The organism is bacterium (assembly GCA_019912885.1).
Taxonomy (GTDB): domain Bacteria; phylum Lernaellota; class Lernaellaia; order JACKCT01; family JACKCT01; genus JAIOHV01.
The window spans coordinates 1-19,981 of record JAIOHV010000148.1; the positions used below are offsets into that span (position 1 = coordinate 1).

17 protein-coding genes are annotated in these 19,981 nt (G+C 65.2%); 10 read left to right on the forward strand and 7 right to left on the reverse strand.

Features of this window, described 5'->3' with window-relative positions; genetic code table 11:
• The 3 genes from K8I61_12435 to K8I61_12445 form a co-directional block, all read left to right on the forward strand.
• A partial coding sequence (locus K8I61_12435) for a lytic transglycosylase domain-containing protein (GenBank protein MBZ0272837.1) occupies window positions 1-519 on the forward strand: 519 nt, incomplete at its 5' end.
• Window positions 519-1,163 carry a CDP-diacylglycerol--glycerol-3-phosphate 3-phosphatidyltransferase gene (gene pgsA, locus K8I61_12440; protein ID MBZ0272838.1) on the forward strand — a complete coding sequence of 215 codons (645 nt, stop codon included), beginning with the start codon at window positions 519-521 and terminating at the stop codon, window positions 1,161-1,163. The genes K8I61_12435 and pgsA, both read left to right, overlap by 1 nt.
• A gap of 23 nt (window positions 1,164-1,186) precedes the next feature.
• Window positions 1,187-2,215: a hypothetical protein gene (locus tag K8I61_12445; protein MBZ0272839.1), complete on the forward strand. Its 1,029-nt coding sequence runs from the start codon at window positions 1,187-1,189 to the stop codon at window positions 2,213-2,215.
• A gap of 111 nt (window positions 2,216-2,326) precedes the next feature.
• Here K8I61_12445 and lolA read toward each other — a convergent pair whose 3' ends face one another.
• Together lolA and K8I61_12455 are read right to left on the reverse strand one after the other, a co-directional pair.
• Window positions 2,327-2,974, reverse strand: coding sequence for an outer membrane lipoprotein chaperone LolA (gene lolA, locus K8I61_12450; protein MBZ0272840.1), 648 nt, complete (start codon window positions 2,972-2,974; stop codon window positions 2,327-2,329).
• 6 nt (window positions 2,975-2,980) lie between these two features.
• Window positions 2,981-5,026 (reverse strand): DUF87 domain-containing protein, encoded by a 2,046-nt coding sequence (locus K8I61_12455; GenBank protein MBZ0272841.1) that lies wholly within the window; start codon window positions 5,024-5,026, stop codon window positions 2,981-2,983.
• A 944-nt stretch (window positions 5,027-5,970) separates the two neighbouring features.
• Between K8I61_12455 and K8I61_12460 the strand changes: the two genes are divergently transcribed.
• Window positions 5,971-6,585: a class I SAM-dependent methyltransferase gene (locus tag K8I61_12460; protein ID MBZ0272842.1), complete on the forward strand. Its 615-nt coding sequence runs from the start codon at window positions 5,971-5,973 to the stop codon at window positions 6,583-6,585.
• Between the two features lie 22 nt (window positions 6,586-6,607).
• Here the strand turns inward: K8I61_12460 and K8I61_12465 are convergent, their stop codons facing one another.
• On the reverse strand, window positions 6,608-7,978 hold the full coding sequence (locus tag K8I61_12465; protein MBZ0272843.1) for a YncE family protein: 1,371 nt from the start codon (window positions 7,976-7,978) through the stop codon (window positions 6,608-6,610).
• A 208-nt stretch (window positions 7,979-8,186) separates the two neighbouring features.
• Here K8I61_12465 and K8I61_12470 point away from each other — a divergent pair, with 208 nt between their 5' ends.
• The gene (locus K8I61_12470; protein ID MBZ0272844.1) at window positions 8,187-9,845 is read left to right on the forward strand and encodes a hypothetical protein; all 1,659 of its coding nucleotides are present in this window, start codon (window positions 8,187-8,189) and stop codon (window positions 9,843-9,845) included.
• Window positions 9,846-10,124: 279 nt separating this feature from the next.
• Here K8I61_12470 and K8I61_12475 read toward each other — a convergent pair whose 3' ends face one another.
• From K8I61_12475 to K8I61_12490, 4 genes are all read right to left on the reverse strand, one after another.
• Window positions 10,125-11,231, reverse strand: a complete 1,107-nt coding sequence (locus tag K8I61_12475) for a DegT/DnrJ/EryC1/StrS family aminotransferase (GenBank protein ID MBZ0272845.1) — start codon at window positions 11,229-11,231, stop codon at window positions 10,125-10,127.
• 74 nt (window positions 11,232-11,305) lie between these two features.
• The gene (locus tag K8I61_12480; protein ID MBZ0272846.1) at window positions 11,306-12,046 is read right to left on the reverse strand and encodes a class I SAM-dependent methyltransferase; all 741 of its coding nucleotides are present in this window, start codon (window positions 12,044-12,046) and stop codon (window positions 11,306-11,308) included.
• A 79-nt stretch (window positions 12,047-12,125) separates the two neighbouring features.
• Entirely contained in the window at window positions 12,126-13,175 is a 1,050-nt protein-coding gene (locus tag K8I61_12485) for a GNAT family N-acetyltransferase (protein ID MBZ0272847.1), read from the reverse strand.
• The gene (locus K8I61_12490; protein MBZ0272848.1) at window positions 13,172-14,536 is read right to left on the reverse strand and encodes an FAD-dependent oxidoreductase; all 1,365 of its coding nucleotides are present in this window, start codon (window positions 14,534-14,536) and stop codon (window positions 13,172-13,174) included. The genes K8I61_12485 and K8I61_12490 overlap by 4 nt, the downstream gene beginning before the upstream one ends.
• 293 nt (window positions 14,537-14,829) lie before the next feature.
• Between K8I61_12490 and K8I61_12495 the strand changes: the two genes are divergently transcribed.
• The 5 genes from K8I61_12495 to K8I61_12515 form a co-directional block, all read left to right on the forward strand.
• On the forward strand, window positions 14,830-15,261 hold the full coding sequence (locus K8I61_12495; protein MBZ0272849.1) for a cytochrome c: 432 nt from the start codon (window positions 14,830-14,832) through the stop codon (window positions 15,259-15,261).
• Between the two features lie 28 nt (window positions 15,262-15,289).
• Window positions 15,290-17,260: a Sec-dependent nitrous-oxide reductase gene (gene nosZ / locus K8I61_12500; GenBank protein ID MBZ0272850.1), complete on the forward strand. Its 1,971-nt coding sequence runs from the start codon at window positions 15,290-15,292 to the stop codon at window positions 17,258-17,260.
• 85 nt (window positions 17,261-17,345) lie between these two features.
• The gene (gene nosD / locus K8I61_12505) at window positions 17,346-18,701 is read left to right on the forward strand and encodes a nitrous oxide reductase family maturation protein NosD (protein MBZ0272851.1); all 1,356 of its coding nucleotides are present in this window, start codon (window positions 17,346-17,348) and stop codon (window positions 18,699-18,701) included.
• Window positions 18,691-19,572, forward strand: coding sequence for an ABC transporter ATP-binding protein (locus K8I61_12510; protein MBZ0272852.1), 882 nt, complete (start codon window positions 18,691-18,693; stop codon window positions 19,570-19,572). Before nosD ends, K8I61_12510 begins: the two co-directional genes overlap by 11 nt.
• Before the next feature lies 1 nt (window position 19,573).
• The coding region (locus K8I61_12515; GenBank protein MBZ0272853.1) for a hypothetical protein at window positions 19,574-19,981 on the forward strand (408 nt) is incomplete at its 3' end.

The following is a 19,981-nucleotide window of genomic DNA, read 5'->3' on the forward strand; positions in this document are numbered from 1 at the left end:
GCCCCCGCCCTGGCGCGAGTCACGAATTATCTGAATTTCGACCCCGCGGGAAGGCTTGGGCAACTCAAGCAGGAGGCCCGTCAGAGCGCGCAGATCGCGGTGGCGCGACAGGCGCCCGTCGGCCGCGAATTGGTGATCCAGACGATTCGCCAGGCCGCGGCCGCCGCCGGGCAGGATCCCATCGTCGTCATCGCGGTCGCCATGGCCGAAAGCCGACTCGATCCGTTTGTCACCTCGCCCATGGGTGCGCAGGGACTCATGCAACTCATGCCCGCGACCGCGCGGCGATTCGGCTGCGACGATCCTTTCGACGTGTACGAAAACGCGGCGGCCGGCGCGCGTTATCTGACATTTCTCCTGGACCGCTACGGCGGCGATCTCACGCTCGCGCTTGCCGCCTACAACGCAGGGCCGGCGCCCGTGGACCGCATGCAGGCCATTCCGCCCATCGGGGAAACGCAGGCCTTTGTCGCCAAGGTGAAGCGCTATATCGACGAACTTCGCCTGGAGATGCCCTGATGCGTTCCGAGACGCGGCGCTGGACGCCCGCCAACATCGTCAGCGCCGCGCGTATCGGTGCGTTTCCGCTGATCGTCGTTCTTGTTTACGCGCAATCCTGGACCGGTGAGGACGCGACGATCCGCGGGCTCGAATTCGCCGCGGGGCTTGTCCTTGCCGTCGCGTTCGTCACCGACATGCTCGACGGCTACCTGGCGCGCTCGCGAAACGAGGTAACGGTTCTCGGCAAATTTCTCGACCCGCTGTCGGACAAGGTGCTCGTCGTCACCGCGCTGCTGCTGCTTGTGATGCAGCATCGCGCGCCCGCATGGTTGGCGATCCTCATCGTCCTGCGCGAGATGGCGATCACCGGCTTGCGCACCATCGCATCGGCGGAGGGGCTCATCATACAGGCGAGCGTGTGGGGCAAGCTCAAGACGGTGTTGCAGGCGATCGCGCTATGCGCCCTGCTCTTCCACGAGACGTATGACTTCCTGTGGCTGTTCCCGCTGCCGATGCACCTGTTCGGCACCGTGATGCTCTACGCCGCGCTCGCCGTCACGCTGTGGTCAGGCTGGGAATACCTGCGCGCGTTTCACGCGGCGGAAATGCCGGTCGCCGCGCCGGCGGCGGGCGAAAACGGCGGCGAAACGCGCGCCCGTTAGCCTCAAAAACCGGGAAGCGGTCGATGAGAAAAGGGGTGTACACCGCACTCGCGATCATCATCGCCCTCGTTTTCGGCGAGTCGTTCACGGCCGCGACCGGACTGTCGCGATCACCCGAGGAAGCGCTTTTCGACGACATCCACAGCGCGATGTACGACCTGCTCCCGCATGCGAAGATTCCCCGCGCGCTCGGGCCCGGCAGCGACGCGGTCAACAGCCTCGGCTTTCGCGGTCCCGAATTCGATGCCCGAAAGCCGGCGAACACCGTGCGCATCTTTTGCGTCGGCGATTCGACCACGTTCGGTCACACCCTGCGCCCGCACGAAACCTACAGCGCGCACCTGCCCGCCTTGCTTGCGGACGCGTGGCCGGGAAAACGCGCGGAAGTTATCAACGCGGGCGTGCCCGGCACGACGCTGCCGCAGCACATCTATCGCGTGCGCGCCAAGGTCTTGCCGCTTCAACCCGACATCGTTGTCGTGCAAACGGCTTTCGACGCGAACTATCCGAAGCTGCGCGCGCTGAACGCGCTGCGTCGCGACATACGCCGCCCGCGCGACCCGCGCCCGTCTCCGCTTTCGCGATCGCACCTGTATCGGGCGATGCGCCGGCTCATCAAGGGAGGCGTGCACGCCGATGTCCGTTCCGCGATGCAGGGGATCGTCGAACTCGACGGAACCGTCGAGATGTCCGGCGCGATCCGGCGCCAGTTCCGAAACGACGTGGAGCTGCTCGTCAAGACGTGCCGGCGCGGCGGCGTGCGTCTCGCGTTGCAACTGCCGGCCGTCGCGCCGCGGGTGAACGCGATGCGCGCCGCGTCGCTGGCGCCCGGGACCGATGCCTTTGACGACGCGGTCTTCGCCGAGGAACTCTGGCGCATCGTCCGGGAGATCAGCCGGCGCGAAAATCTGACGATCGTGAATCCGTATGAAACGCTCGTGGCGTACGCGGGGGACGAACCGCTGTTTTTCGACGACGGGATTCATCCGACCGCGATCGGGCATCGCCTGTTCGCCGAGGCGATCGCGCGCGCGATCACCGCACATCCGTAGGAAGCGCCGAGCGGCGGGCGTTGCCGGAGTCGCAAGTTCGCTCCGAGCGCGGCGCGAGCCGCGACGCGCCGGGTTTCCCGCTATTCTCGATTCTCGATCCTCATATTCGCCTCAGCTCCCCGGCGCGCGGACGATTTCGACGCCCGGCTTGTCCGTCCACGTAAACTCTGAATCGGCCAGGCCGGGGTTGACGGCCGCGTTCTTCAAAATGACCGTCGTCTTTGCGCCGTAGGGATCGGTGATCGTGAACTTGCTGATGCGCCAGGTCGACTTGTCGATCCACAGCGTCGCGCGATCGAATCCCGCGGTTTCCGTTTTCGGCAACAATTCCACGGTCACGACGCCGTCGGCGTCACCCGCGAGCCTCGCGTTGTATTCCTCGCGAAAGTCGACGCGGCCCGTGAGCATTTCCAGCGGAATCTTCGCGTTGGCCGATCCGGAAAGCGGCTGCACGTAGACCTGTTTTTCGTCGGGCAGATACATCCAGCTTGTCAGGCCGTCCGTCAAAAGCTGTTTGTTCGTCGGCTCGGCATAGTCCCAGCGCATGCGCGCGGGCAGCTTGATCTTGATCGTGCCGGACGCGCCCTGCGTGCCGCGGGCGGAGGTCGTCTCCTGGATGAAGTCCGCGCGAAAATCCTTCATCGAGGCGTAAGCAGAGCGGACCTTTTCGGCGATCTCGTCGATCGTCTGCGCGCCGGCGGGCGCCGCGAACACAAGGGGCAGCGCGGCCACGAGGGCCGCGAAAACGGTGCGTTTCATTTTGGATCAATCGTATTTGCGTGAGGGGACAAGAACCTCGCGGGGTCGGCTCGTTCCGTCGGACGGCCCGACGATGCCTTCCCGCTCCATGCGCTCCATGATGCGCGCCGAGCGGTTATAGCCGATTTTCAGCCGCCGCTGAAGGTAGCTGACCGAGGCCTTGCGTTCGCGCGCCACGATCTCGATGGCGCGGTCGTACTCCGGATCGTCCTCCAGGTCGGCGTCCTGACCATCTTCCCCGGCCTCCTCTTCCTGCTCCATCGCGCGAATCGCGGCTTCGTCGTACGCCGACGCGCCGCCGTGTTTGATGTTTTCCACCACCGCCTGCACCTCCGTCTCGGAGATCCAGCAGCCGTGGATACGCACGACCTCGCTTGTGGTCGGCGGAAGGAAAAGCATGTCGCCGTTTCCCAAAAGGCGCTGCGCGCCCGAGGCATCGATGATCGTTTTCGAATCGGTGCCCGAGGACACCTTGAAGCTGACGCGCGCCGGGAAGTTCGCCTTGATGACGCCGCTGACGACGTCGACGCTCGGCCGTTGCGTCGCGAGGATCAGGTGAATGCCCGCCGCGCGCGCCATCTGCGCCAGGCGCGCGATCGACGATTCGAAATCCTTTTGCGCCACCATCATCAGGTCCGCGAGCTCGTCCACGATGACGACGATATACGGCAGGCGCTCGAGATCGTCTTCCTCGGCGCCCCGGCGTCGTCCGCGTTCGGCGCGCAGGCGGTCGACCTTCTTGTTGTAGCTAGCAATGTTTCGCACGCCGCGATCGCGCAGCTTGCGGTAGCGGCTTTCCATTTCGCCGACCGCCCAACGCAGGATCGCCGTCGCCTTTTTGGGCTGCGTGCACACGGGGCACAGAAGGTGCGGAATGTCGGCGTAGTCGGATAGTTCGAGCATCTTCGGGTCGATCAGAATCAGCCGCACATCCTGCGGGCTCGCCTTGTAGAGAATGCCGGTGATGAGCGTGTTGATGAACACGGACTTGCCCGCGCCTGTCGTTCCCGCGACCAGAAGATGCGGCATTTTCGCCAGATCCTGAATGACGGGGTTGCCGGTGATGTCCTTGCCGAACGGCACGGACAAGGGCGATTCCCCGCTCTGGAACGGACGGGACTCGATCAGCTCGCGCAGCAGGATCGTCTCGCGAACGGCGTTGGGCACCTCGATGCCGACGGCGCCCTTTCCGGGGATCGGCGCGATGATGCGCACGCTCTCGGCGCGCAGCACCATCTTCAGGTCGTCCTCCAGCGACGCGATGCGATTGACCTTGATGCCCGGCGCCGGCTCGAACTCGTACATTGTGATGATCGGGCCGGGGTGCACGTTCGTGACGCGCCCGCGCACGCCGAAATCCTCGAGCTTGCTTTCTAGCTGCCGGCTCGACTCGACGATCAATTCGCGATCGACCGGCAGATTGCGCCCGCGGTAATCTTCGAGAAGTTCGATCGGCGGTGGAATGTACGGTCCCGTGCCGCGCAGGAAATCGATCTGCCCCGGCGTCGCGGGCTGACGCTTCGCGTCGGCGCGCTCGGAGATGCGAGGCTCGGGTGTGTTCGGCGCGGAATCGCGCGCCTCGCGGTAATCGTCGTGATTCAGTTCGATGGATTCGAGGATGCGCCCCAGATCGTCGATGTCGCCGGACGTTTCGGCGTGGCCGTTCGCGGGATGCGCGGCGCGATCACCGATGACGCGGCCGAGCAGCTCGTCCTCCGAATCGCGCGGCGCTTCCTCGACGGGCGCCGGTTGGACGCGACGCTTTTCCGTGCGCGCGGGTTTGGGCGCGTGGATGACCGGTCCGGCTTCCGGTTCGGCGATTTCGTCCTCGGCAAGCAGGGCGCGGCGCGCGAAAAGTCGTCGCAGCGAAGCGCCCGCGTGCCCGAAAGCAAACGCCGCACCACGCACCCCCGCCCGAAACGCCTGCCCCAATGCGATGATGGAACGCGCGACGGAGAAGTTCACCGCGAAAACGAACGACGTGACGATCGCCGCGCCCAGGATGACAAGCCCGCCGACCTTCCCGAATTCCGGATACAGGCGCCGTGCGATAAACCAGCCGAGCACGCCGCCCCGTTCGATGATCCGCGCGTCGTCTCGCATCGGCAAATGCATCAACGCAACGATCGAACCGGCCGCAAGGAAAAACAGCGCGATGCCGAACACACGCGCGGCCGTGACCGAAAACGCGCGGCCGGCGAAGGTCAGCACGGAAACGTACGCGAGCAGCAGGGGCAGCAGATAGGCCGTCAGCCCAAGACCCGTCAAAAGAAGGTCCGCCACGACCGCACCGACGCGGCTGACGAGGTTCTGCGGCGAAAGGCCCGTCGCCGTGTTCAGCGAGGGGTCTTCCGGGTTGTGGGAGAGAAACGCGAGGATCAAAAGGATGGCCGCGACAAGGCACAAGACCCCGGCGACCTCCCGGCCCTTCGACTCCCTCAATTCCGGCAGCGCATCGCTAACCATCAAAAAGTCACCCAAGCGCAATATGTTACGCGACTTTCGTGAGAATGGACTTTAACTTACGCCAAAGAATCGATCAATCCCAAATCCGGGGAAAAATGGCAAAAAAATTGCGTGCAAGAAAAGAGGAAAGAGGAAGGAGCGGACGTAGCGATCGGTAATCCATGCCCGTGCCCGTGCCCCGAGCCCGTGCCCGTGCCCCATGGACGAGATGGACATAATGGACATGATGGACCCAATGGACGACGTGAACCCGAAGGACGACGTGACACGCCGTCAAGCGTCACGGCTCCGTGCGACGTCATCCTGAGCGCCAGCGAAGGATCTGGCTCGACCCGGCAGACGGCCACGCGGTTTCCGGCACGGGGCCAGATCCTTCGGCTCGCTGCGCTCCCTCAGGATGACGGCCGCGCCAGGCACGTGGCGATTCCACTCAATCCTCAATCCTCAATCCTCACTCAATCCTCACGCTTGATTTCGCGCACGCGATTCCGCACATTCCCCCCGCCGCGCCTAACGCGGCGGAGCAAGATATGGACGTCAAATCGCAAGCCTACGTGGCGGAAGCCGTCAAACGGCATCCCATCAAAGGTCCGGTCCTCGAGATCGCCGCCGGCTGGGAGCCCAACTACTACCGCCCCCTGTTCGGCGATTTGGAATACGTCAAGCAGGACATCCGCCAGTGGGATCCGCCGACGATCGAAATCATCGGCGACGCGAAAGACCTGCGCGGCAAGGTCGGCGACGGCTCGTTCAACACGATTCTTTGCGTCAATACGCTCGAGCACATCGACGAGCCGCACAAGGTCGCGGACGAAATTTTCCGTATTCTCGCCGTGGGGGGGCACGCCATCGTCACCGTGCCGTGCCGCTGCCCCATCCACCGCGCACCCAAGGACTACTGGCGGCCGATGCCCGACGGCATGTTTTTCCTGTTCCGCCGGTTCGAGATCCTCGACATGATGCTTGGCCGCTCGGCGACGTACCCCTCCACGATCAACATGGTCGTGCGAAAGGCCCAACAGCCCGTGGAGCGCGAGGATTTTCCGTACGAGGTGATTCGGACGAAGCGCGAAAACAGCGCAATCGTCAATTTCATCGACGCGATCACCGAGCGGTTCAATATTCAGTTCATCCGGCTGCGATAACGGAGCAAGACCGCGGCACCGATTATTCTCGAAGCCATTCCGCCAGATCGATCTCCCGCGCGCCGCACCCGGCGGCCACCAGCAGCCGGTCCGCGCGCGGGTCGTACTCCACGCCGCGCACCAGCATTCCCGCCGCGGCGCGTTTGATGCGCTCGCCCGTCGCAAGACGGATCGCGTCCACGGTGCCGTCAAAATAGTTGCCCGCGTACAAGACGCCGCGCGCGGCGTCGACCGCCAGATCGCGCACGCCGTATCCGGCGTCGAACCGCCGCGTCACCACGAGCCTGTCCGCGTCGATTTCCACGACCTCGGACGCCAGCGGCCGCGCGACGTAAAACCGGTCCGCGTGCCAAATCGCACCGAACGATGACCACCCCACGCGCACCTCGTGCGTCACGGTCAGGCGATCCGCGTCGACGACGACGACGTTCGGACTCCAGTAGTCGGTCACGAGAATGCGCCGCCGCGCGACGTCGAACGCCAGGTCGTACGCATCGCGCCCGGGCACATCCACGCTGCCGACAAACCCGCCCCTCGCGGGGTCGAGTGCGACAAGCGTGTGCGAAACTTCGCATAGCGCGAAAAGACGGCCGGTCGCCGGATCGAGAAGCGTCTCAAAGACGTTGCGGCAGATCGGCACGGGGATCGTGCGCGTCACCGTTCGATCGTTCGCGTCAAGAACGAGGATGGCCTCGTCGTCTCCGCGCCGTCCCCACGGCGGCGCAAAAAACGCATCTCCCGCGTCGTTCGGCGTCAAACGCTGCACCTCGCCTTCGGCGTCGATGCGCGTCGTCGCGGCAAGCGCCGGCGGCGAATCGTCCGTGAACCAGCGGACGATCTCCTCCATGCCGTACGCCGCGGCGATGAGCCGCCGCGCTCCCGATTCGTCGTCACCCGGCACGGCCGCGAACGCGAAGTCGTACGGATGCCGGGCTTCGTCAAAAACCCGAACGGCCGGATCGAGCGACGCGGCCTCGCGCGCGCAGCGGTCGAGCGACTCGTCAAACGCGATTTCGCGATAGAACTGCAAGAAGAACAGGCCGACCGCCGCCACGAGGATCACCGCGAGGCCCGCACGCCGCGCGAAGTGCGCGTTCCGCCAGGCGAAGAACGCGAGGACGGCGGCGACGGCCATCGGGAATACGGCGACAAGACCGAGGAACGAATAGCCGCCAAGCCACATCGGCAGGTCGTACGCGGCCAGGAACGCGGCGAGCCAGAATGGCGTGTGCGCGCGCTCGCGGCGAATCACCCGCCACGCGATTCCCGCCGCGATGACGGCAAGCGCGCCGGCCTTGGCGGCGGCCGGGACGAACAGGTATTCGTTTTGCGCCAGGCCGTAAAACACAAACACGAGCGGCGCCGCGGCAAGCGTCCGCCCAAAATCGCGCATCGTCGGAATCATCGCGGGCGATTGTAGGCCGCCCGACGCGCCCGATCCATCGCAGATTTCCCGTTCCCGTTCCCAATCCCGAAACGCATGGGTCCTATAGGACGCATGGGACCTATACCGCTCCGTGCCGCGAGCGACATCGCATGATCGCCAGGTTACCGGCTTTCTTGACGCGCGGCGGCGCGCTGTGCGGTAATCGCGTGCCGCCGTGACGATACCTTTCGAACTTCCGCTTTTCGTATCCGCCGCCGTCGTTGCCGACGGTGCGCCGGGCGCGCGACTTCCCGTCAGCCTCGACGCGCTTGCGATCGCCGCCGTGCTCGTGCTCGTCCTTCTCGGCATCGCGGCCGCGCTGCTGTCGTTGCGCGACGTCATCCGTCTGGCCCGGCACAAGGAGGGCGCGCCTGTCGTCTCGCGTCGCCTCGCGTTGCGCCTGACAGCGTTCGGCGTGCTCGTTTACTCACTCATCCGTGCTCGCGACGCCATCGCCGACCCTGTGAACGCACCGGGTATGGTGCTGGCTATCGCGTGGTGCTTCCTCGCGTACGCCGCGGTACGCCTTTTCGATATTCTGCTTCGCAACGCACGCGCCGCCGCGATCGCGGGCCTTCTCCTCGCGGATGCGGGCCTCGCCGCGGCGACGGTATTTTTGACGCGCGATTTCGGTTACGTGCCGCGCATGATCGCGCTCGCCGCCGCCGGGTTAACGCTGCACGTCGGCATGTTGATCCGCGCCGACGTTCGCCGCGTGCTCGGCACGCGCGCGCTTGCGGGTTTCACCCTGGCGCTGATCGTCCTGTTGGCCGGGCCGGTACTCGAACATCGCTCGACGTTGCTGGCGCCGATGCTCGATCGTCCCGGCCGCGCGCAAATTCTCCCCGCCGCGCGTGGACCGATGCGCGCGGTGTTCGTCGCGAACGAAGCCAACCACGTGCTTTTTATCCGCGACGACGATCCGTCCGCCGTGCACGCCCTCGATCTCGCGGACGGTCAGGTGACCTCATTTGCGAACCCCGCTGAAGATTTCGTCGCCGTGCGTTCGGGCTTCGATGACAAAACCGTGCTCGCCGTCTCGCAAAGCCCGCAAGGCGGCAGCGTCTATCTGCTGCAACTGCCGTACATGAACGTGCAGGCGCGCTACGCCTACACGCGCGATCGATTCGGGCGCGTCGTCGGCCCGCCCGCATTCGACGCGCGCTACATGGGAAGCGATCTGGTTGCCGCGGTCGTGAAAGACGAAAGGGCGCACCTGGCCCTGTGCGCCGGTCCGAGGGACGGCAGCCGGCCCGTCTCCGACGCCGGCGGAACGTGCCGGGACACGCCGTTCGACGCCGGCGATGTCGGAGAGCTTTTCACGATCGAAAACGAAGGGCTGGCGTTCGTGGTCGATCCCGGCCGATGGCGAAAGGCCGGCGGACGGATTTTTCAGTTCGGCGCGGCGCGGCTCATGGAACGCAAGGTCTTCGAAGCCGCGCGGCCAATCACCGGCGCGCTGCTTTCGCCGGACAACGTCGTCTTGTACGTGGCGTTCGGATTCGACAAGCGGATCACGTATTTCGTCCCGCGCGACCTTGCGCCGCAATACAACGTCGAAACGCTCATCCATCCGACCGCGCTCGCGATCAGTCCGGACGGCACGTTGCTGTACGTCGGAAGCTGGTTTGACGGCGAGGTGCAGATCCTGCGCATCCGCGACGGCCTGTTCACGCGGCCGATGTACGCCGGCGCGGGATTGCGCGAATTGTCGCTCGACGCAAAAAACAACGTTCTTTACGCCGCAACGCGCCTTGGTGTCGTGCGCATCGATTTGTCGGTCATCCCGATTCCAACGGGCGCGGTGAGGATCGGCGGCGATGTCGACGAGTGAGTGGGGGGACGGGGGTAACAAGCCGCCGCCTTTTCAGTTAGGCAACTCCACTTCCCGAAAATATGCGTCTTTCTTGTCCCACTTCACGGGCGAGCCGCACTTCGGGCATTTCGCTATATTTCCCGTGAATGAACACGATTCAAATGACTTTTCGTCGACTCTGATCCCAGGATTGAATTCCGCCTGGCATGACGGGCACCTTACCACCATGATCTTCATCTCGATGTCCTTTCGTGACGGCGCAATGCGTCAAAGAGCGCAACGTACATTCCCCACCGCCTACAAGTCTCGATCCATATTCTCGATCACCGCGTCCGCGACCTCGTCCACGATTTGCGGCGGCATATGCGTCCAGAGCGGAAGCGCGAGGCCCTCGCTCGACGCGGCGTCCGTTTCCGGCAAGGGCCGCGCGGGTGCGTATTCGGCGAAGGCGGTCTGCCGGTGCAGCGGCGGCGAGAAATACGGCTTGGACGCGATGCCTTTTTCCGCGAGCGCGGCGGCGAGCTTTTCGCGCCGCCCCGTCCCCTTCACGCGAACGACGAAATAATTGGCCGACGATTCTTCCGCCGGGATGTCCTGCGTCGCGATGTCCGGCGCGCCGGCGAGGCGCTCAACGTATTGCGCGTACCGGGCGCGGCGCGACGCGAGAAGATCGTCGATGCGGCGCAGGCCGCATAGCGCAAGCGCGGCGTGGAATTCCGAAAGGCGCGCGGACAGTCCGTGGTACGCGATGTCTTTGCCGTCTTCCGTCTTTCCGTAATCGCGCATGCGGCGAACGGCAAACGCGAGGCGCTCGTCGTCCGTCGCGACAAGCCCGCCCTCGGCCGCGGTGACGAGCTTGGTCGGCGACATCGAAAAGATTTCGACATCGGCCAGCGAACCGCCGCCACGGCCCTCGTGCGTCGCGCCCAGACCCTGCGCGGAATCGGAGATGAACGGAATGCCGCGATCGCGTGCGATTTGCCGCAGCGCGTCCATATCCGGATACGCGCCGAAGATGTTGACCGCCAGGATCGCACCCGCGCCCTCCGACGCTCGTTCCGCCGCCTCGGGCGAGAGCGTCCACGTCGCCGGATCGATATCGACAAACCGCGGATCGAGGCCGTTCCACACGGCCGCCAGGCCGGTGCTCGCCCAGGTGAACGACGGCATGACGATCGGGCCCCGAATGCCAAGCGCGCGCACGACGAGCAACAGGCCGGAGGTACACGAGGAAAGCGCCACGACGTGCCCGACGCCAAGGCGGCGCGCGGCCTCGGCCTCGAGCTCGAGCGTCATCGGCCCGAGCGTGAGCGTGCCCGACTCGAGAACGCGCCGCCACATCGGGCCGATCTCCTCGAAGTCCGGCAGCGTCGGCGGCATGAGCGGAATACGCGGCCTGGTCACGCCATCGTCTCGCGCCTGCAACGGCTTGCTGTGATGATATTCCCCATTCGCAATTCCCAATTCCTCATTGTTTGTCATATCCGCGCGGCGACGTGAAACGTCTCGGTGCCCCCGCCGAACGCGAGCTGCTCGATCGTCTCCTCGTCCTCGCGGCGCGCGACGGCGACCGGCCGCCAGCCGGCAAGTGCCAAGTCGCCCTGAAACGCGGGCACGCGATACCAGTGAAACACGCCGTCGGCCGGTCCGCGCCCGAGAATCTTGCGCCGCCCGCCCCGGCGCGACACGAAGGCGTCGTCGCGCTCCAGGCGATGCGGGTTATACACATGACGCAGCAGGTTCGCACCGAAAAAATACGCGCGATAAAGTCGCCGCGCCTCGATCGAGTTTGTCGAAAACAGCCCCTTGCCGCCTTTTTTCGTCACGCGCGCCGCCTCGCGCAGGGCCGTCACACGGTTCATCCGCCCGCGGATATGGCCGATGAGCTGGCCGACCATGACGACCGCGTCGAAGGTCTCATCCGGGAAGTCGAGCGAAAGCGCGTCCATGGTCCGGGCGTCGATCTTGAGGTTGCGTTTTTCCGCGCCCTCGCGAACCAGCGCGACAAAACCCGGCTCCGCGTCGATCGCCGTCACGCGATAATTGCGCCGCGCCAGCGAAAACGCCTCGCGCCCGCCGCCACAGCCGATGTTGAGGACGCGGATCCGCTCCGGAAAATGCGCGCGCAGAAGCCTTTGCTCCGTCGGATAGAGCCCGCCCTCCACGACGCTCCGGCCCCAGCGCTCGCGTTCGGCCGGATCGGCGTAAAATTCGCTCATGGCACGATGATCACTCATCCGCGTCACCGGGCTCCCATACCCGCTCCCTTACGGTCGCGGTTCCAACAGCTTTCTCGCCTTATCCCATATTCGACCCGGCGCGATAAGCCGGAAAGTATTTCGTATCCGCCGCGACGCCCGCCGCGCCGATGAGCCGCGCGTATCGCGCGGCGTCGTAAATCGCGCGCCCGACGAAAAACGCCGCGCGCCGATTTGAAAACCCCGCCTTGAATTTGTACAGCGAATCGTCCGGCAACAGCCCGCCGCCGAGCAAAAACGTCGCGAGCCCCTCGTCCCTTGCGCGGCACGCCGCTTCATACAACACAAGATTCGTCCCGCAAAGCGCGCGGGAATCGAAATCCGATCCGCCGAGGTGATAGTGAAGGCGCGGCCCGTGTCGAAGCAGAAGCGCGGCGGCGATGTCGCGGCCCTCGTGCGTCGCGAGCGCGACGCGCGCGTCGTCGCCAAACCCTTCTGCGATCGCGGAGAAATACGCGTCACCGAAATCGTAAACGGAAGACGCCTCGCGCCGGCGCATCGTGGCGCGATACAGCGGGACAAAACGCGCCATGCCGGCCGTGCCCGACGCGAACTCCACGCGCACGCCGCGCTTTCGCGCGTGCGACACGTTCTTGCGGCACGTCAAGGACAATCCCGCGTCGATGTCGTCCGCGAGATCGATGAACACGACGCCGGACGGCGACTCGATGTCGATGCGCGCGGCAAACGGCGTGTGCGTCTGAAGAAGGGGATGAAAACGCACGAACTCGCTTGCCGCGCCAAGCGTGCGCGCGGCCTCGCGCCACGCCGCGCAAAACGCGTCAATAAACGCCGGCTCGCGCCTCGAAAGCAGAGGCCCGGCATAACCATAGGGCGAGACGAGATCGACGCCCGCGACATCGTGCGCGAACGAAAGCGCCGCCAGATCGCGCACAAGGAAAACGTGCACGCCGGCATGACCGCCCTCGTGCACGCTCAGGTACATCGGAGCGCCCTCGCCTTCGCCGGCGATCGCGCGCAGGTACGCCGGACGATAATGGACATCGCCGCCGTCAAAGGGATCCAGAATGCCGGCCGATTCGGCGTCGTCGATGGAAAGCAGGTCCCACGCCACGATGGATTCCGTCAACCGCCGCTTTTCACCGTTCGCTTGGCGACGTTCGACGCGATAAGCACGGGATCCCACACCGCGGAGAACGGCGGCGTGTAGCCAAGGTCGAGGTCGGAGAATTCCTGCACGCTCATGCGCCCGGCGATCGCCGCCGCGACGACATCGACGCGGCCCTTGACGCCCTCCGGCCCGGCGATCTGCGCGCCGAGCAAGCGGCCGTCGTTCCGTCCGTAAACGATCTTTACGAAGATCTCGCCGCCATCGGGAAAATAGTTCGCGCGGCTGTAGGTCTTGATCGTCTTGGCCTGCGCGTCGAAACCCGCCGCGACCGCCTCGTCGATCGTCAAGCCCGTGCGCCCGAAGTCCATGCCGAAAACGCGCACGACGCGCGTGGCGAGCACGCCGCGAAATGTCTCGTCGCCGCCCACGGCGTTGACGCCCGCGACGCGCCCCTGTTTGTTGGCCGACGTTCCCGACGGCGCGAAAACCTTTTCGCCGGTCACCAGATGCAGCGACTCGCAACAATCGCCCGCCGCGAAAACGTTCGGCTCGCTCGTTTCCTGGCGCTCGTTGACGCGGATCGCGCCCCGCGCGCCAAGTTCGATGCCCGCGTCGGCCGCAAGCGCCGTCGACGGTTCGAGGTCGCCGGACATTACGACGAGATCGGCCTCGATGTCCGACGGCGCGACCCGCACGACCCGCACGCCGGTCGATCCATCGAACGCCTGCGGCTCGGCGCCTTGCAGGAGTTTGACGCCGTTACGTTCGAGTTCGCCGGCGATGAGCTGCGTCACCTCCGGGCCGATCCGTCCCATGACGCCGTCGGACGACTCGAAAACCGAGACGGAAAGCCCGATCTTCGCCAGATTCTCCGCGGTTTCCAGGCCGATGTAGTCCGCACCGATGACGGCGGCCATTCGCGGCCGGTGTTCCTCGATATAGCGCTGGATGTCGCGGGCGTCGCCGGGCCGGCGCAACGCGAACACGCCGGGCAGGCCGTTGCCGGGAATGTCCGGCACGCGGATGCGCGCTCCCGTCGCGATGCAAAGCGCGTCGAACGGAAAGGTTTCTTCCATATCGCCCGGACCGAACCGGGCGCGGACCGCCCGCGCCGCGCGGTCGATCTCGACGACGCGGCAATCCGTCCGAAGATCGATGCCCCGGTTGTCGATCGCCGCGTCGCGCGTCACGGCGGTCAAATCGTCCAGATTCGCGACGACGCCGCCAAGGAAATACGGAAGCCCGCACAAAAGCGAGCTGACGTCCGTTCCGCTCTCGAGAAGCGTGACCCGCGTCGCGGGCGATTTGCGGCGCGCCTGGCTTGCCGCGCTCATGCCGGCCGCCTGCCCGCCGATCACCACGAATCGCTCGATGGACACATCTCCCTCCAAAGCGTGGGCGCGACAACAACGCGCGCGCCGCGGTCATGATAGTCTTCCCCCGCAAACGTGGATATCCCTGACACCTCAGAACGCCACCCGCGCGAAACGTGCGCCGAGTTTCGCCGGGGCGGGCTTGACAAAAAACGTGAGCGGGCTTACATCTATATAAGATATAAAGGTCCATTTAACGGTTATATTCAAGCTCCCCTTGCCACGGCGCATTCCGTGCGGCAAGTTCCGCGGCGTCGACGCAAACCGGGTCGACCTCAACGTCAAGGAGCAATCGAGCCATGAGGTTTTCCTACGCCAAGCTGTTCGGATTTCTGATTCTTATCACCGTTTTCGCTGTGTCGGCGTGCGGTTCCGGCCAGGCGCCGCAACAGGCCGCCCCGGAAGGCGGATCCGCGGGCGCCGCCCCGTCGACGATATCCCCGGCGGCGCGCGCCGAGGCGCAGCAGGTTTTCGCCACGCGCTGCACGCCTTGCCACGGCGCCGAGGGCAAGGGCGACGGCCCGGCGTCGAAGGGCCTGACGCCGCCGCCGCGTGACTACACGCTGGCCGAATGGCAGAAGTCGGTCACGGACGAGCACATCGAAAAGATCGTCATGTACGGAGGCGCGGCCGTGGGCAAAAGCCCGATGATGCCGCCGAATCCGGATCTCGTGGCCAAACCGGAAGTCGTCAAGGCGCTGCGTGAGCACGTCCGCAGCCTGGGTAAGTAGAGGGCATTTCCATCCAAGGGGGTGAACGATGAGGCGGATTTACAGACCGTTGCTGGCGCTTGCCGCAGGGGTGGCCGTTGTCGGCGTTATCGCCGTGGCCTGCCAATCGGGAGGGACCGGCCCGGCAGCCGGTGGCGCAAGCGCCGACATTCGGGCGCTCATGACCGAGCGCGGCCTCTCCGAGGAAAACGTCGCGGCGGCGCTCAAGACCTACATGCCGACCGGCAAGAAGGACGACTACTACATCTTCGGGTCCGGCGGCCACGCGGGCGGCGTCGTCGTGATCGGCGTGCCGTCGATGCGCATCCTGAAATATATCGCCGTCTTCACGCCCGAACCCTGGCAGGGGTACGGATACGGCGACCAGACCGACAAGGTGCTGGCGGACGGCAATCGCCCTGGCGAAAACCTGACGTGGGGCGACACGCATCATCCCGCGCTCTCGGAGACGAACGGCGACTACGACGGCCGCTGGCTGTTCATCAACGACAAGGCCAACGCGCGCGTGGCGGTGATCGACCTGCACGATTTCGCCACGAAGCAGATCGTGGCGACGCAGCTTATCTACAACGATCACGGCGGCACGTTCGTGACGCCGAACACCGAGTACGTCATCGAGGGCGGGCAGTTTCCCGGCCCGCTCGGCGGCAAATACGTGCCGATCGAGAATTATAAGGAAGAGTACCGCTCGGCGATCGTGTTCTGGAAGTTCGACCGCGAAAAGGGCCGCATCGACAAGTCGCAATCGTTCGCGATGGAGGTGCCGCCCTACATGCAGGACCTGACCGACGCGGGCAAGGCCACGAGCGACGGGTGGATCTTCGTCAACAGCTTCAACACGGAAATGTCGTACGGCGGCAATGCCGAGGGCAATCCGCCGCTGGAGTCCGGGGCGTCGCAAAACGACATGGACTACATGCACATCATCAACTGGCGGCTGGCCGAGGAGCTTTTCAAGGCCGGCAAGACGGAGATGATCACGGACATGCCGGTCATCCGCCTTGCGACCGCGGTCGAAGAGGGCCTGCTGCACTTTGTCGGCGAGCCGAAAAGCCCGCACGGCGTCGATGTGACGCCCGACGGCAAGGAGCTCGTGGTTTCCGGCAAGCTCGATACGCATTGCACCGTGTACGTGTTCGACAAGATCAAGGCGGCGATCGACGCCAAGACCTACGACGGCCACGATCCGTACGGCGTGCCGATCCTCTCGTTCAAGGACGTCATCCGCGGTCAGGCGGAGATCGGTCTCGGGCCGCTACACACGCAGTTTGACGGCAACGGATTCGCCTACACGTCGCTGTTCATCGAGTCCGCGGTCGCGAAGTGGTCGCTCGCGGAGCTCAAGGTCGTCGACAAGCTGCCGGTGCATTTCAACATCGGCCATCTGCTCACCGCGGAAGGCGACACGGTCAACCCCGACGGCAAGTACCTCGTGGCGATGAACAAGTGGGCGCTCGACCGCTTCGGCGACGTCGGTCCGCTGCTGCCGCAGAACTTCCAGCTCATCGACATCAGCGGCGAGAAGATGGAGCTGCTCTACGACATGCCGATACCGCTCGGCGAGCCGCACTACGCGCAGATGATCAAGGCCGACAAGCTCAAGCCGATCATCGCCTACACGCCCGCCGGCACGAATCCCGTCACCGACAAGCTCGACGAGTTCGCGGTCGAAGGCGGCAAGGAGCGCATCGAGCGCGCGGCGGACGGCGTGCACGTTTACATGACGGCGATCCGAAGCCACTTCACGCCCGACACCATCCGCGTGAAGCAAAACGATCTCGTGCACATTCACATCACGAACCTGGAACAGGCGCACGACGCGACGCACGGATTCGGCATCGGCACGTACAACATCAACGTGAGCCTCGAGCCGGGCGAACACGCGAACGTGTCCTTCAAGGCCGACCGCTCCGGCGTGTTCCCGCTCTACTGCACGGAGTTCTGCTCCGCCCTCCATCTCGAAATGATGGGCTACCTGCTCGTGGAACCCGCGGGCTGACCTTTGCGTTCCCGGGGCGGGAAGGCGAACGAACCGTCGCCTTCCCGCCTTTTTTTCCCTTGCACCTGTGACATGCTTGCTTCCGATGCGCATCCTCCTTTTTCTCCTGCTCACGATTTTCCTTCTCGGCGCCGACGGCGAAATGGCGCGCGAACATGACGCGATCGTCCTGCCCGATGAAACGCGCCTTGACGCCGACGCCATCACCCTGCCCGTCCCCGCGCGGCCGGCGCGGTGCCGGGATGTGCCCGCGGGCTCCGACCTGGCCGCCGCGATCGCCGACTCCGCGCCCGGAGACGCGCTTTGCCTTTCGCCAGGCGTGTACGCGGGGCCCATCGACGTCAACCGAACGATTTCCATCTGGGGGCCGCGCGACGCGGTGGTCACGATGCGCGGCACGGGATCGACCGTGCGCCTGTCGGCCGACGGCGCGAAACTTCTCGGATTCACCGTCGACGGCTCGGGCGGGCGCTACGATCTGCAGGACGCCGCGGTGCTTGTTCACGCCAACGACGCCGTGGTGGACGGGCTCGAAATCAGGAACGCGCTGTTCGGGTTGATCGTCGAAAAATCCAACCGCGTGCGCATCATCAATAACCGCGTGCGCGGCACGGACGAGGCCCAGCTTGGCCTGCGCGGCGACGCGGTGCGCGTCTGGGAGACGCGCGATTCGTTCATTGAAAACAACGTCATCACGCACAGCCGCGACATGGTGATCTGGTATTCGGCGCGCAATCTCATCCGCGGCAACACGGTGACGGGCGGGCGCTACGGCACGCACTTCATGTACAGCCACGGCAACCGCATCGAGGGCAATCGCTACGTCGGCAACGTGGTCGGGATCTTTCTCATGTATTCGCGCGACATCATGTTGACGCACAACGTCCTCGCGGATTCCGCGGGCGCCGCGGGGATCGGCCTCGGCATGAAGGAGTCGGGAAATCTGACGTGCGTGAACAACGTTTTCGCGCACAACACCGTCGGCGTGTACATGGACAATTCGCCGTACGTGGTCGGCGACCGCAATGTGTTCCGCGACAACGTCCTTCGGCTCTCGAACACGGCGATCGTCTTTCACGCGAGCCCCGCGAACAACCGATTCGAGCGCAACAGCCTGCGCGACAATCACGAGCAGGTGCGCGTGGACGGCGGCGGCAACGCGCGCAACGTCGTGTTCCTGGAAAACGACTACGACGACTATGCGGGCTACGATCTTGACCGCGACGGATTCGGCGACATTTCCTACGAGCAGCGGCGCCTGTCGACGACGATGATCTCGCTGCATCCGAACCTCGCGTTTTTTCGCGGCTCGCTGGCCCTGTCCATGCTCGATGCCGCAAGCCGCGTGTTGCCGCTCTACAACCCGGAGACGACCTTCACCGATCCGAGACCGCGCATGAAGGCGCTGGCGTTGCCCGTGGAACTCGCCGATGCACGTTGAATTTCGCGATGTCCGCAAGCGCTTCGGCGCCGTCCAGGCGCTTGCCGGCGTCACCGCGAACCTCCCGGCCGGACGGCGCGTGGGGCTTGTCGGACCGAACGGATCGGGAAAATCCACGCTCGTGCGCGCGCTCCTTGGCCTTGTCGCTTGCGAGGGCGTCATCGCGATCGACGGCGATCCGGTTGATGTGCGCCGGCGCGGGCCGCTTTCGCGCTGCGCGTACATTCCGCAGATCGCGCCGAGCCTTTCCGCCGGCGTCGGCGAGGTGATCGACGCGGTGGCGCGCCTGCGCGGCATCGGCCCGGGCGCGTTCGAAAGCGTCGCCCGCGGGCTCGATCTCGAGACGACGGGCGTGGCCGATCGGCCGTTTCGCAATCTGTCCGGCGGCATGAAGCAGAAGATCCTCATCGCGCTTGCGATGGCCTCGCCCGCGCGCCTTGTCATCATGGACGAGCCCACCGCGAGCCTCGACGCCGTTTCGCGCGATCGCTTCTTTCGCCTGTTCGAGCAAGTCAGCCCGGACACCACCGTGATCCTCAGTTCGCATCGGCTCGAGGAACTGCGCCATCTGGTCGATCACATTGTCGCGCTATCCGACGGGCGCGTGGCGTACGAAGGCGCCGCGGAGCCGTATCTGCGCGAGCGCTCGATGTGCGTCGTGCAGGTGGAATCGGGTGGCGAGGCGGCGTCCGCGAGCCTTCGCGAGCTGGGGTTTTATCGCGGCGCGGGCGATTGGTGGGAAAAGCTCGTGACGCAAAACGAAAAGCTCGACCTTCTGCCGTCGCTTTCCGGCCGCGTCGGACGCGACATCCGCAATCTGCACGTGCGCGACGTGGAGTCCGTCGATCCCGCGAGGCTGTCGGATGCGTAAAATGTCCGCCAGTTTCGCGCTTGCGGCCGCGGCGGGCATCGCCGCGATCGTGATCATCATCGTCAAGTCGGAATCGTTGCCGCGGGGCCCGGTCGAACCGGTTTGGGACAAAACCGCGTGCGCTCAATGCCGCATGCATCTTTCGGAGCCGGGTTTCGCCGCGCAGATTCAGACCAGCGACGGCGAGGTTCTCTTCTTCGACGATCCGGGCGAACTGCTCGCGTGGCGCGAGACCAACCGGCCGGATGAACACGCGGTCTATTTTCACCATCGCGCCGCGGACGTCTGGCTTTCCGCGGACGAGGTCGCGTTTGTTCGCGTGTCGCGCTCGCCGATGGGTTACGGCCTGGCGGCGGTCGATCGCGATACGCCCGGCGCGATCGGCATCGGCGAGGCGACGCGCCTCGCG

Bases quoted from the DNA above. Each gene is read 5' to 3' on its own strand.
- pgsA (MBZ0272838.1), top strand. From the start codon at position 519: ATGCGTTCCGAGACGCGGCGCTGGACGCCCGCCAACATCGTCAGCGCC.
- K8I61_12445 (MBZ0272839.1), top strand. From the start codon at position 1,187: ATGAGAAAAGGGGTGTACACCGCACTCGCGATCATCATCGCCCTCGTT.
- lolA (MBZ0272840.1), bottom strand. From the start codon at position 2,974: ATGAAACGCACCGTTTTCGCGGCCCTCGTGGCCGCGCTGCCCCTTGTG.
- K8I61_12460 (MBZ0272842.1), top strand. From the start codon at position 5,971: ATGGACGTCAAATCGCAAGCCTACGTGGCGGAAGCCGTCAAACGGCAT.
- K8I61_12465 (MBZ0272843.1), bottom strand. From the start codon at position 7,978: ATGCGCGATTTTGGGCGGACGCTTGCCGCGGCGCCGCTCGTGTTTGTG.
- K8I61_12480 (MBZ0272846.1), bottom strand. From the start codon at position 12,046: ATGAGCGAATTTTACGCCGATCCGGCCGAACGCGAGCGCTGGGGCCGG.
- K8I61_12495 (MBZ0272849.1), top strand. From the start codon at position 14,830: ATGAGGTTTTCCTACGCCAAGCTGTTCGGATTTCTGATTCTTATCACC.
- nosZ (MBZ0272850.1), top strand. From the start codon at position 15,290: ATGAGGCGGATTTACAGACCGTTGCTGGCGCTTGCCGCAGGGGTGGCC.
- nosD (MBZ0272851.1), top strand. From the start codon at position 17,346: ATGCGCATCCTCCTTTTTCTCCTGCTCACGATTTTCCTTCTCGGCGCC.
- K8I61_12510 (MBZ0272852.1), top strand. From the start codon at position 18,691: ATGCACGTTGAATTTCGCGATGTCCGCAAGCGCTTCGGCGCCGTCCAG.